Annotated in this window: 14 protein-coding genes and 1 pseudogene; all 15 read left to right on the top strand. The window is 40.7% G+C overall.

Annotated elements, in window-relative coordinates; all coding sequences use genetic code 11:
• Window positions 1-83: 83 nt before the first annotated feature.
• The 15 genes and pseudogenes from rplO (at window position 84) to SOR_RS08505 (ending at window position 12,717) form a co-directional block, all read left to right on the top strand.
• Window positions 84-524: a 50S ribosomal protein L15 gene (gene rplO / locus SOR_RS08575; protein WP_000766089.1), complete on the top strand. Its 441-nt coding sequence runs from the start codon at window positions 84-86 to the stop codon at window positions 522-524.
• Between the two features lie 12 nt (window positions 525-536).
• On the top strand, window positions 537-1,847 hold the full coding sequence (gene secY, locus SOR_RS08570; RefSeq protein ID WP_000465385.1) for a preprotein translocase subunit SecY: 1,311 nt from the start codon (window positions 537-539) through the stop codon (window positions 1,845-1,847).
• Between the two features lie 145 nt (window positions 1,848-1,992).
• A complete protein-coding gene (locus SOR_RS08565) occupies window positions 1,993-2,631 on the top strand; it encodes an adenylate kinase (RefSeq protein ID WP_001050433.1) in 639 nt (212 codons plus the stop codon).
• Between the two features lie 116 nt (window positions 2,632-2,747).
• Window positions 2,748-2,966 carry a translation initiation factor IF-1 gene (gene infA, locus SOR_RS08560; protein ID WP_001029883.1) on the top strand — a complete coding sequence of 73 codons (219 nt, stop codon included), beginning with the start codon at window positions 2,748-2,750 and terminating at the stop codon, window positions 2,964-2,966.
• Window positions 2,967-2,990: 24 nt separating this feature from the next.
• Window positions 2,991-3,107, top strand: a complete 117-nt coding sequence (gene rpmJ, locus SOR_RS08555; protein ID WP_001808836.1) for a 50S ribosomal protein L36 — start codon at window positions 2,991-2,993, stop codon at window positions 3,105-3,107.
• A 17-nt stretch (window positions 3,108-3,124) separates the two neighbouring features.
• Window positions 3,125-3,490, top strand: a complete 366-nt coding sequence (gene rpsM, locus SOR_RS08550) for a 30S ribosomal protein S13 (RefSeq protein WP_000090781.1) — start codon at window positions 3,125-3,127, stop codon at window positions 3,488-3,490.
• A gap of 17 nt (window positions 3,491-3,507) precedes the next feature.
• Window positions 3,508-3,891 (top strand): 30S ribosomal protein S11, encoded by a 384-nt coding sequence (rpsK, locus tag SOR_RS08545; RefSeq protein ID WP_001118385.1) that lies wholly within the window; start codon window positions 3,508-3,510, stop codon window positions 3,889-3,891.
• A gap of 42 nt (window positions 3,892-3,933) precedes the next feature.
• Window positions 3,934-4,869: a DNA-directed RNA polymerase subunit alpha gene (locus SOR_RS08540; protein ID WP_000568993.1), complete on the top strand. Its 936-nt coding sequence runs from the start codon at window positions 3,934-3,936 to the stop codon at window positions 4,867-4,869.
• Window positions 4,870-4,880: 11 nt separating this feature from the next.
• A complete protein-coding gene (rplQ, locus tag SOR_RS08535) occupies window positions 4,881-5,267 on the top strand; it encodes a 50S ribosomal protein L17 (protein WP_000331493.1) in 387 nt (128 codons plus the stop codon).
• 264 nt (window positions 5,268-5,531) lie between these two features.
• The gene (locus tag SOR_RS08530) at window positions 5,532-5,798 is read left to right on the top strand and encodes an ACT domain-containing protein (RefSeq protein ID WP_000644111.1); all 267 of its coding nucleotides are present in this window, start codon (window positions 5,532-5,534) and stop codon (window positions 5,796-5,798) included.
• 9 nt (window positions 5,799-5,807) lie between these two features.
• Complete coding sequence (locus SOR_RS08525; protein WP_000354881.1) at window positions 5,808-7,145, top strand: PFL family protein; 1,338 nt, start codon at window positions 5,808-5,810, stop codon at window positions 7,143-7,145.
• A gap of 235 nt (window positions 7,146-7,380) precedes the next feature.
• Complete coding sequence (locus SOR_RS08520) at window positions 7,381-8,073, top strand: histidine phosphatase family protein (RefSeq protein ID WP_000049279.1); 693 nt, start codon at window positions 7,381-7,383, stop codon at window positions 8,071-8,073.
• Window positions 8,074-8,232: 159 nt separating this feature from the next.
• Window positions 8,233-10,734, top strand: coding sequence for a leucine--tRNA ligase (gene leuS, locus SOR_RS08515; RefSeq protein ID WP_000011720.1), 2,502 nt, complete (start codon window positions 8,233-8,235; stop codon window positions 10,732-10,734).
• Between the two features lie 146 nt (window positions 10,735-10,880).
• Window positions 10,881-11,936, top strand: a complete 1,056-nt coding sequence (locus SOR_RS08510; protein ID WP_001260286.1) for a GTP pyrophosphokinase — start codon at window positions 10,881-10,883, stop codon at window positions 11,934-11,936.
• 367 nt (window positions 11,937-12,303) lie between these two features.
• Window positions 12,304-12,717, top strand: a pseudogene (locus tag SOR_RS08505) (YjdF family protein).
• Window positions 12,718-13,088 lie beyond the last annotated feature (371 nt).

The raw sequence follows: 13,088 nt of genomic DNA, 5'->3' as shown, positions 1-13,088 counted from the left end.
ACGATGTATAGGCGAGTTGATAAGGGAGACAACCTTTTCTCTCTTATCGGCGCTAGCATTTTACAAAAGAGGAGAAAATAATAATGAAACTTCATGAATTGAAACCTGCAGAAGGTTCTCGTAAAGTACGTAACCGTGTTGGTCGTGGTACTTCATCAGGTAACGGTAAAACATCTGGTCGCGGTCAAAAAGGTCAAAAAGCTCGTAGCGGTGGCGGAGTTCGCCTCGGTTTTGAAGGTGGACAAACTCCATTGTTCCGTCGTCTTCCAAAACGCGGATTCACTAATATCAACGCTAAAGAATACGCAATTGTAAACCTTGACCAATTGAACGTCTTTGAAGACGGTGCAGAAGTAACTCCAGTTGTACTTATCGAAGCAGGAATTGTGAAAGCTGAAAAATCAGGAGTTAAAATTCTTGGTAACGGTGAGTTGACTAAGAAATTGACTGTGAAAGCAGCTAAATTCTCTAAATCAGCTGAGGAAGCTATCACTGCTAAAGGTGGTTCTGTAGAAGTCATCTAAGAGAGGTGACCCATGTTTTTTAAATTACTAAAAGAAGCGCTCAAGGTTAAACAAGTTCGATCAAAAATTCTCTTTACGATTTTTATCATTCTTGTTTTCCGTATTGGGACAAGTATCACTGTTCCAGGTGTGAATGCGAAAAGTTTGGAAGCTCTCAGTGGTTTATCTTTCTTGAACATGCTTAGTCTTGTTTCAGGGAATGCCATGAAGAACTTCTCCGTTTTTGCACTCGGAGTAAGTCCGTATATCACTGCTTCCATCGTTGTTCAATTGCTACAAATGGATATTTTACCGAAGTTTGTAGAATGGGGCAAACAAGGGGAAGTTGGACGGAGAAAACTAAACCAGGCTACTCGTTATATTGCACTTGTACTTGCATTTGTTCAATCTATCGGGATCACAGCAGGATTTAACACTCTATCTGGAGCGAAATTATTAACGACAGCGTTAACTCCACAGGTTTTTGTTACCATTGGTATTATCCTTACAGCAGGTAGTATGATTGTAACGTGGCTCGGGGAACAAATTACAGATAAGGGATACGGAAACGGTGTTTCTATGATCATCTTTGCAGGTATTGTTGCTTCAATCCCTGAAATGATTAAAGGAATCTATGTTGACTACTTCGTCAATATTCCAAGTAGCCGTTTGACTTCATCTATTATCTTTGTCGTTATTTTGATTATCGCTGTCTTGTTGATTGTTTACTTTACAACCTTTGTTCAACAGGCAGAATATAAAATTCCAATCCAATATACAAAAGTTGCTCAAGGAGCCCCATCAAGCTCATACCTTCCATTGAAGGTGAACCCAGCGGGGGTTATCCCAGTTATCTTTGCAAGTTCCATTACAGCAGCACCTGCAGCCATTCTTCAATTTTTGAGTGCTACAGGTCATGATTGGGCTTGGGTACGTACAGCACAGGAAATGTTATCTACAACATCTCCGACAGGTGTTGCTATGTATGCCTTGTTAATCATTCTCTTTACATTCTTCTATACATTTGTACAGATCAATCCAGAGAAAGCAGCAGAAAACTTGCAAAAGAGTGGAGCCTACATTCATGGTGTCCGTCCTGGTAAGGGTACTGAAGAGTTCATGTCGAAACTTCTTCGTCGCCTTGCGACTGTCGGATCAATCTTCCTTGGTGTGATTTCTATCTTGCCGATTGTGGCAAAAGATGTCTTTGGTCTTTCAGAAGCTGTTGCTTTTGGGGGAACTAGTCTTTTGATCATTATCTCAACTGGTATTGAAGGAATCAAACAGCTAGAAGGTTACCTATTGAAACGTAAGTATGTTGGTTTCATGGACAAAACAGAATAAAAGCAAGATTACTTTTGCTTAGAGAGTGGAGTATGAAGGTCTATCTATCAGAGAGATTTTCGTCTCCCCTCTTCTATTTTGTTTTTAAATAGGGGTTGAATGAGATTTCTGCTTCTATTTAAATACAAAATAAGGAGATCCTATCATGAATCTTTTGATTATGGGCTTACCTGGAGCAGGTAAGGGAACGCAAGCAGCTAAAATTGTGGAGCAATTCCACGTGGCACACATTTCAACTGGAGATATGTTCCGTGCTGCTATGGCAAATCAAACTGAAATGGGTGTACTTGCGAAGTCATATATTGACAAAGGTGAGTTGGTTCCAGATGAAGTTACAAATGGAATTGTTAAAGAACGCCTTTCACAGGACGACATCAAGGAAACAGGTTTCTTGTTGGATGGTTACCCACGTACGATTGAACAAGCTCATGCCTTGGACAAAACGTTGGCGGAACTCGGTATCGAACTGGAAGGTGTGATCAATATCGAAGTGAATCCAGATTGTCTCTTGGAACGTTTGAGTGGCCGTATCATCCACCGCGAAACAGGTGAAACCTTCCACAAAGTTTTCAACCCACCAGTTGACTACAAAGAAGAAGATTATTACCAACGTGAAGATGATAAACCTGAGACAGTGAAGCGTCGATTGGATGTCAATATCGCTCAAGGAGAACCAATCATTGCTCACTACCGTGCCAAAGGATTAGTCCACGATATCGAAGGAAATCAAGATATCAATGATGTGTTCAAAGACATCGAAAAAGTATTGACAAATTTGAAATAAAGCGTTTTTCACACTTGCAAAAAATCGCTACAAATGTTATACTGAGATAGTCTGACTTATAATTGTTGTCTCTGTTTTCAGAGGCATCAAATCGAAATTTATGGAGGTGCTTTTGCGTGGCAAAAGACGATGTGATTGAAGTTGAAGGCAAAGTAGTCGATACAATGCCTAACGCAATGTTTACGGTTGAACTTGAAAATGGACATCAGATTTTAGCAACAGTTTCTGGTAAAATTCGTAAAAACTATATTCGTATTTTAGCGGGAGATCGTGTTACTGTCGAGATGAGTCCATATGACTTGACACGTGGACGTATCACTTACCGCTTTAAATAATCGAAAAACTTGGAGGGATAAGAAATGAAAGTAAGACCATCGGTCAAACCAATTTGCGAATACTGTAAAGTAATTCGTCGTAATGGTCGTGTTATGGTAATTTGCCCAGCAAATCCAAAACACAAACAACGTCAAGGATAAGATAGAAAGGAGAAAACATGGCTCGTATTGCTGGAGTTGACATTCCAAATGACAAACGCGTAGTAATCTCATTGACTTACGTTTATGGTATCGGACTTGCAACATCTAAGAAAATTTTGGCTGCTGCTGGAATCTCAGAAGATGTTCGTGTACGTGACCTTACATCAGATCAAGAAGATGCTATCCGTCGTGAAGTGGATGCAATCAAAGTTGAAGGTGACCTTCGTCGTGAAGTAAACTTGAACATCAAACGTTTGATGGAAATCGGTTCTTACCGTGGTATTCGTCACCGTCGTGGACTTCCTGTCCGTGGACAAAACACTAAAAACAACGCTCGCACTCGTAAAGGTAAAGCTGTTGCGATTGCTGGTAAGAAAAAATAATATAGGAGGTAAAAGTCTTGGCTAAACCAACACGTAAACGTCGTGTGAAAAAGAATATCGAATCTGGTATTGCTCATATTCACGCTACATTTAATAACACTATTGTTATGATTACTGATGTGCATGGTAATGCAATTGCTTGGTCATCAGCTGGTGCTCTTGGTTTCAAAGGTTCTCGTAAATCTACACCATTCGCTGCTCAAATGGCTTCTGAAGCTGCTGCTAAATCTGCACAAGAACACGGTCTTAAATCAGTTGAAGTTACTGTAAAAGGTCCAGGTTCTGGTCGTGAGTCAGCTATTCGTGCGCTTGCTGCCGCTGGTCTTGAAGTAACAGCAATTCGTGATGTGACTCCAGTGCCACACAATGGTGCTCGTCCTCCAAAACGTCGCCGTGTATAATCATCGCATTACACTGCTTTTCGTTTAAGAGGGAGTAACTAAATGATTGAGTTTGAAAAACCAAATATAACAAAAATTGATGAAAATAAAGATTATGGCAAGTTTGTAATCGAACCACTTGAACGTGGTTACGGTACAACTCTTGGTAACTCTCTTCGTCGTGTACTACTAGCTTCTCTACCAGGAGCAGCAGTGACATCTATCAACATTGAAGGTGTCTTGCATGAGTTCGACACAGTTCCAGGTGTTCGTGAAGACGTGATGCAAATCATTCTGAACATTAAAGGGATTGCAGTAAAATCATACGTTGAAGACGAAAAAATCATTGAGCTTGACGTTGAAGGTCCTGCTGAAATTACAGCTGGAGACATTTTGACTGACAGTGATATTGAGATTGTAAATCCAGATCATTATCTCTTTACAATCGGTGAAGGTTCTTCTCTAAAAGCGACAATGACTGTTAACAGTGGTCGTGGATATGTACCTGCTGATGAAAACAAAAAAGATAATGCACCAGTTGGAACACTTGCTGTAGATTCTATTTATACACCAGTTACAAAAGTCAACTATCAAGTAGAGCCTGCTCGTGTAGGTAGCAATGATGGATTTGACAAATTAACCCTTGAAATCTTGACTAATGGAACAATTATTCCAGAAGATGCTTTAGGGCTTTCAGCGCGTATCTTGACAGAACATCTTGATTTGTTTACAAATCTTACTGAGATTGCTAAGTCAACTGAAGTGATGAAAGAAGCTGATACTGAATCTGACGATCGTATTTTGGATCGTACGATTGAGGAACTGGACTTGTCTGTGCGTTCATACAACTGTTTGAAACGTGCCGGTATCAATACTGTGCATGATTTGACAGAAAAATCTGAAGCAGAGATGATGAAAGTACGAAATCTTGGACGCAAGAGTTTGGAAGAAGTGAAACTCAAACTCATTGACTTGGGTCTTGGATTAAAAGATAAATAAAGGAGGAATACATGGCTTACCGTAAACTAGGACGCACTAGCTCACAACGTAAAGCAATGCTTCGCGATTTGACAACTGATCTTTTGATCAACGAATCAATCGTGACAACTGAAGCTCGTGCTAAAGAAATCCGTAAAACTGTTGAAAAAATGATTACTCTAGGTAAACGTGGTGATTTGCATGCACGTCGTCAAGCAGCTGCTTTCGTACGTAATGAAATCGCATCTGAAAACTATGATGAAGCAACTGATAAGTACACTTCTACTACAGCACTTCAAAAATTGTTCTCAGAAATCGCACCTCGTTATGCTGAACGTAACGGTGGATACACTCGTATCCTTAAAACTGAACCACGTCGTGGTGATGCTGCGCCAATGGCGATCATCGAATTAGTATAAAATCATCAATTTTGTTGAGTGTTATGATGATGGAGTCTTGTGCTCTTAGTCTAGCTCTGGTCTACCGCTGGGACTTCGGTCCTAGCGGGAACACTCATCATCATTTGATAGGGTAGACGCTTGTTTACGAAATTGTTTTTTTGTTTAAGAACAACTTCGTAAGCAGGCGTTTTTTAGTATTTTTTTTGGAAATATGCTATACTAGGAAAAAAGAAAATCAAAAACGTTCAGGTTTTCTAATAATCGTAGAAATGGGGTATAAGAATGAAGGCTATTATTACAGTGGTTGGTAAGGACAAGGCTGGGATCGTTGCAGGCGTGTCTACTAAGATTGCAGAGTTGGGTTTGAATATTGACGATATTTCTCAGACGGTGTTGGATGAATACTTTACTATGATGGCGGTCGTTTCTAGTGACGAAAAACAGGATTTCACTTATCTTCGAAATGAGTTTGAAACTTTCGGTCAGACCTTGAATGTCAAAATAAATATTCAAAGTGCGGCGATTTTTGACGCTATGTATAATATCTAGGAGGTGGCTATGGATATTAGACAAGTTACAGAAACCATTGCCATGATCGAGGAGCAGAACTTCGATATCAGAACCATCACCATGGGGATTTCCCTTTTGGATTGTATTGATCCAGATATTGAACGTGCTGCTGAAAAGATTTACCAAAAAATCACCACTAAAGCTGCAAATTTAGTGGCTGTAGGAGACGAAATTGCTGCAGAACTTGGGATTCCTATTGTTAATAAACGGGTATCGGTGACTCCGATTTCTTTAATTGGTGCTGCGACTGATGCGACAGACTATGTTGTTTTGGCAAAGGCTCTTGATAGGGCTGCTAAGGAGATCGGTGTTGACTTTATTGGTGGATTCTCAGCTTTGGTACAAAAAGGCTACCAAAAAGGAGATGAAATTCTCATCAATTCTATCCCACGCGCTCTAGCTGAGACAGACAAGGTTTGTTCGTCTGTTAATATTGGCTCAACCAAGTCAGGCATCAACATGACTGCAGTTGCAGATATGGGACGTATCATCAAGGAAACAGCTATGCTGTCAGATATGGGTGCGGCCAAGTTGGTCGTATTTGCTAATGCTGTTGAGGACAATCCTTTTATGGCAGGGGCTTTCCATGGTGTTGGCGAAGCAGATGTTATCATCAATGTCGGGGTTTCGGGCCCTGGTGTGGTCAAGCGTGCCTTGGAAAAAGTTCGTGGACAGAGCTTTGATGTAGTAGCGGAAACAGTCAAGAAAACGGCCTTCAAGATTACTCGTATCGGTCAATTAGTTGGTCAGATGGCCAGCGAGAGACTGGGTGTTGACTTTGGAATTGTCGATCTAAGCTTGGCGCCAACTCCTGCAGTTGGTGATTCTGTGGCACGTGTCCTTGAGGAAATGGGCCTAGAAACAGTTGGTACGCATGGGACAACGGCTGCCCTCGCTCTTTTGAATGACCAAGTTAAGAAGGGCGGAGTGATGGCTTGTAACCAAGTCGGTGGCTTGTCAGGTGCTTTTATCCCCGTTTCTGAAGATGAGGGGATGATTGCTGCGGTGCAAGATGGCTCTCTGAATTTAGAGAAACTAGAAGCCATGACGGCTATCTGTTCTGTTGGACTGGATATGATTGCCATTCCGGAAGATACGCCTGCTGAAACCATTGCAGCTATGATTGCGGATGAGGCGGCCATTGGTGTTATTAACATGAAAACAACGGCTGTCCGTATTATTCCAAAGGGCAAAGAAGGCGATATGATTGAGTTTGGTGGTTTGCTAGGGACAGCTCCAGTTATGAAGGTCAACGGGGCTTCGTCTGTTGATTTCATCTCTCGCGGTGGGCAAATCCCAGCTCCAATCCATAGTTTTAAAAATTAATAAAAAAGCGAGAGGATTTAAGTTGAGTTTAAGGATGACTGTGTATACTATAATCATTAAATAAAGACCTCCTAACTTTATTTAATAGAAATCCTAAACTTTTTCATAATAATCTCCTAGGGAAGCTACCATGAGGGTAGCTTTTCTTTTGGATAATTTACAAATGTTGGCTTTGCTTTTGAAAGCCGAATATTTCTTTGATCCATGATATAATAGAAGAAATGGAGGATAGAAAATGTCTAAAGTAAGATTGTACTTGGTCCGTCATGGGAAAACGATGTTTAACACGATTGGACGTGCACAAGGATGGAGTGATACGCCTCTGACTGCAGAAGGTGAGTTGGGAATCCATGAACTGGGAATTGGCTTGAGAGAGTCTGGTTTGCAGTTTGACCGCGCTTATTCCAGTGATTCAGGTCGAACTATTCAAACCATGGGAATTATCCTAGAAGAACTTGGCCTACAGGGGAAAATCCCTTACCGCATGGACAAGCGAATCCGTGAGTGGTGCTTTGGTAGTTTTGATGGGGCCTATGATGGGGACCTCTTTATGGGCTTGATTCCGAGAATTTTCAATGTAGACCATGTTCATCAGTTGTCCTATGCAGAACTAGCAGAAGGTTTGGTAGAGGTTGATACAGCAGGCTGGGCTGAAGGTTGGGAAAAACTCAGTGGTCGAATCAAGGAAGGCTTTGAAGCGATTGCCAAAGAAATGGAAGAACAAGGTGGAGGCAATGCTCTTGTTGTCAGTCATGGAATGACCATTGGAACCATTGTTTATTTGATTAATGGTATGCATCCGCATGGTCTCGATAATGGTAGCGTGACGATTCTTGAATATGAGGATGGCCAGTTTAGCGTAGAAGTTGTTGGTGACCGTAGCTATCGAGAGCTCGGACGTGAGAAGATGGAAGAAATAAAAAATTGATAGAAGTTAGCTCCAAGTGGGAGCTAATTTTTTTCCTGTTAAATAAGGTGGATTTGCGACTCAGTATTTCTTGTTATCCAAGTCTAAAAGAACATTTCTCGTCTTTCAAATTCCCCCAAAAATGGTATAATAGTAACATCATAAAATTGGAGAAATAGCATGAGTTTTTACAATCATAAAGAAATTGAGCATAAGTGGCAGGGCTACTGGGCTCAACATCATACATTTAAGACAGGAACAGATGCATCAAAACCGAAGTTTTATGCTCTCGACATGTTCCCATATCCTTCAGGAGCTGGATTGCACGTAGGACACCCAGAAGGTTATACTGCAACCGATATCCTCAGCCGTTACAAACGTGCGCAAGGCTACAATGTCCTTCACCCAATGGGATGGGATGCCTTTGGTTTGCCTGCAGAGCAATACGCTATGGATACGGGGAATGACCCAGCAGAATTCACAGCGGAAAACATTGCCAACTTCAAACGTCAAATCAATGCGCTTGGCTTCTCTTATGACTGGGATCGTGAGGTTAACACAACAGATCCAAACTACTATAAGTGGACGCAATGGATTTTCACTAAGCTTTACGAAAAAGGCTTGGCCTATGAAGCCGAAGTGCCTGTAAACTGGGTTGAAGAGTTGGGAACAGCTATCGCAAACGAAGAAGTCCTTCCTGACGGAACGTCTGAGCGTGGAGGCTATCCAGTTGTCCGCAAACCGATGCGTCAATGGATGCTTAAAATCACGGCCTATGCAGAGCGATTGCTTAATGACTTGGATGAGTTGGATTGGCCAGAGTCTATCAAGGATATGCAACGCAACTGGATTGGGAAATCAACTGGTGCCAATGTAACCTTTAAAGTAAAAGGAACAGACAAGGAATTCACCGTCTTTACTACTCGTCCGGATACCCTTTTCGGTGCGACCTTTACCGTTCTGGCTCCTGAGCATGATTTGGTAGACGCTATCGTCAGTCCAGAACAAGCTGAAGCCGTAGCTGACTACAAACACCAAGCCAGCCTCAAGTCTGACTTGGCTCGTACCGACCTCGCCAAGGAAAAAACTGGTGTTTGGACAGGTGCCTATGCCATCAACCCTGTCAATGGAAAGGAAATCCCAATCTGGATCGCGGACTATGTTCTTGCTAGTTATGGAACAGGTGCTGTCATGGCTGTTCCTGCCCATGACCAACGTGACTGGGAATTTGCCAAACAATTTGACCTTCCAATCGTAGAAGTGCTAGAAGGTGGAAACGTAGCAGAAGCTGCCTATACTGAAGATGGTCTTCATGTCAATTCAGACTTCCTAGATGGACTGAACAAAGAAGAAGCGATTGCTAAGATTGTGGCTTGGTTGGAAGAGAAAGGTTGTGGACAAGAGAAGGTTACCTACCGTCTCCGCGACTGGCTCTTTAGCCGTCAACGTTACTGGGGTGAGCCAATCCCAATCATTCATTGGGAAGATGGAACTTCAACAGCTGTCCCTGAAAGTGAATTGCCACTTGTCTTGCCAGTCACCAAGGATATCCGCCCTTCAGGTACTGGGGAAAGCCCATTGGCTAACTTGGCAGACTGGCTTGAAGTGACGCGTGAAGATGGTGTCAAAGGTCGTCGTGAAACAAACACTATGCCACAATGGGCTGGTTCAAGCTGGTACTACCTCCGCTATATTGACCCACATAACACAGAAAAATTGGCCGATGAGGATCTCCTCAAACAATGGTTGCCAGTCGATATCTACGTAGGTGGGGCAGAGCATGCCGTTCTTCACTTGCTTTACGCTCGTTTCTGGCACAAATTCCTCTATGACCTCGGTGTTGTTCCAACTAAAGAACCATTCCAAAAACTCTTTAACCAAGGAATGATTTTGGGAACAAGCTACCGTGACCACCGTGGAGCTCTTGTAGCGACTGATAAGGTTGAAAAACGTGACGGTTCTTTCTTCCATGTGGAAACAGGAGAAGAGTTGGAGCAAGCGCCAGCTAAGATGTCTAAATCGCTCAAGAACGTTGTCAACCCAGACGATGTGGTGGAACAATATGGTGCTGATACCCTTCGTGTTTATGAAATGTTCATGGGACCACTCGATGCTTCGATTGCTTGGTCAGAAGAAGGTCTGGAAGGAAGTCGTAAGTTCCTCGACCGTGTTTACCGTTTGATTACAAGTAAAGAAATTGTTGCGGAAAATAATGGTGCTCTTGACAAGGTTTATAACGAAACCGTTAAATCTGTTACTGAGCAAATCGAATCCATGAAATTCAACACAGCCATTGCCCAACTTATGGTCTTTGTCAACGCTGCTAATAAGGAAGACAAACTCTATGTGGACTACGCCAAAGGCTTTATCCAATTGATTGCCCCATTTGCACCTCACTTGGCAGAAGAACTCTGGCAAACTGTTGCTGCAACAGGTGAGTCCATCTCTTACGTGGCTTGGCCAACATGGGACGAAAGCAAATTGGTTGAAGACGAAATCGAAATCGTTGTCCAAATCAAAGGAAAAGTCCGTGCCAAATTGATGGTCGCTAAAGACCTGTCACGCGAAGAATTGCAAGAAATCGCTCTGGCTGATGAAAAAGTCAAAGCAGAAATTGACGGCAAGGAAATCGTGAAAGTGATTGCGGTACCTAACAAGCTCGTTAATATCGTCGTTAAATAACGAGTTTATTAGCTCTATCTTCCCACCTTCAATAGTCCACTGGACTATTGAAGCCAACTAAATTGGTTAATATTGTTGTGAAATAATTGTAAATTATAGTTAATTAAAAAGAGAGACAGTTTTTGTTCACTTTTTGGGAGGTATTAATGAGGACTCAAAGTCATAAGGAGATTGTTGAAGAATATTCTCTTTCACGGGGAAATTATGAAGATTGCCTAAATTATGTAGAGAATACTGTAAAGAATATTATTAAAAGTCAATCTATTAACGTTCATGAAATAATAGGGAGAGTAAAAACTGAAGAGTCTCTTTCAGGCAAAGTAAAAAGGAAAGACTATTCTAATTTGGCTGAGATTACCGACTTATGTGGCATTCGTATCATAACGTACTTTAGTGATGATGTCGATAAAATAGCTGAGCTAATCAGTCAAGAGTTCGAGGTTGATGTAGAAAATACTATTGATAAACGCAAAAGTGAGGACCCAACAAAATTTGGTTATATTTCACTTCATTATGTGGTAAGTTTAAAAGAAGAGAACTCTTCCCCTATTTTATATAGCAAATTTAAAAATATAAAATTGGAGATACAAATTAGAACAGTTATGCAACATGCTTGGGCTGAAATTGAACATGATTTAGGATATAAAAGTAAGGAAGATATACCTGATCAGTACAGGAGACAATTTGCCAGATTGGCAGGACTAATTGAATTGGCTGATGATGATTTTGTGCAGTTGAAAAATAATATTATGAACTATGAACAAGAGGCAAAAGAAAAATTAGCTAATTTAAAAGCAGAATTACCAATAGATCGTAGTACACTCGAAACTTATATAAAAGAAGATCAGTTTTATACTAATTGCTTGAGTGGGGTAATTAAAGCATTGAACGGTATAGAGTGTGACGTTGCTATTAATGTTTCTTTACTATCTTCCCTAATTCAGAGGTTGAAAAAATTAGGTATGAATACTATTGAGGATGTAGATGAATTACTAAAAAAATATATGAATATCTATATAAGGACATTGCAAAAGCGAGATATTTCAGCTTTGAAAGCTATTTCAATATTAACTCCATTATTAACAATCACTAGTGTGTTAATGTCTGCTGATAGTGCAGAAATTTCTGATAGAGAATTTGAGGAACTATCAGCTGAAACATATAGGAAGCCCCTTATGAGATCAGATCAATCTGATGATTAAAAATAATACAAGAGTTCCCTTGAATTATATTATTGGATTGATTTCAATTAGAGAGAAAGTAGTTATCTCGTTACTGTATATAGAATTGGATTTTTTTGAGATAAGAATAACCAATTTATTTACTGATTTCAAACCTTGGACAGTACCCCAAACTGTTTGAGCCAACCAAACTCGTTAATATCGTTGTGAAATAAGATAGGAATCCTTCAGAGTAGAATCTGGAGGATTTTTAAATTGGATTATGCTATAATAGTCCCAACTAAGATAAAAACACAGTTCTGGTTGGTAGTCCAGACGTAGGCAAGCCTATCAGTAACCTTCCTCCTTGGTTGTCCATTCTTAGGGATAGATTTAAGGAGGTGCTGTCGTGGAAATCGTTTCAATTGGCTTGACAGTTTATTTTGAAGATGGATTTTGGCATGGATTGTTTGAACAAGAGTATGAGGGAACTTATCAAGTTTGTCGAGTGACATTTGGTCAGGAACCAAAAGAGGATGAAATTTTGAAACTTTTACAGACTCAGTTTGCTCGGTTATCTTTTAGTCCAGAGGCAACAGTCAAACAGCATGTGAAGATTAAGAATCCGAAGCGTCTGCAGCGAGCTGTAAAGAAACAGGTGAAGCAGAAAGTTTCTTCTAAGTCACAAGAGCTCTTGCAGTTGCAGTATGACGAATGAAAAAAGTATTCAAAACAACAGTCCAGTCTCCAAAAGCAATTGCTCAAGCAAGAGAAATTTGAACGCAAACAGCAAAAACGTAGAGAGAAGCACAAGGGGCACTAGTGACTCTCTCTTTCATAAAATAGAACAGCTCCTCTTGGATAACAAGAGCTGTTTTTGCTTGTATTGAAGATTTCTTTCCTAATAGATAGACTTATCGTTAATGGCAGTTTCAAATTTAGGACCATACTTGCTTGCTTCAAATTCAATCCTGCCCCATTCAGCATTTTCATTTTACTAGAAGGGAGTGTGTGACATGATTTCTGATTCATTTTTTATTGTTTGGTTTAGCGAGAACAATACTATTGACTCTTGGATTTTTCTGCCGGATGCTATAAAACACCTCTTTTATAGCACATGTTTAAAAATATAATGTGTGGTTGTAAGTGATTTTAAACTTCCTCTAGTGATTCGATAGGAGAAAAACGAGCCTG

The sequence above is a fragment of the Streptococcus oralis Uo5 genome, from assembly GCF_000253155.1.
Classification (GTDB): domain Bacteria; phylum Bacillota; class Bacilli; order Lactobacillales; family Streptococcaceae; genus Streptococcus; species Streptococcus oralis_L.
The sequence above is the reverse complement of the archived record's forward strand: the minus strand, read 5'-3'. Positions and strand labels throughout refer to the sequence as shown.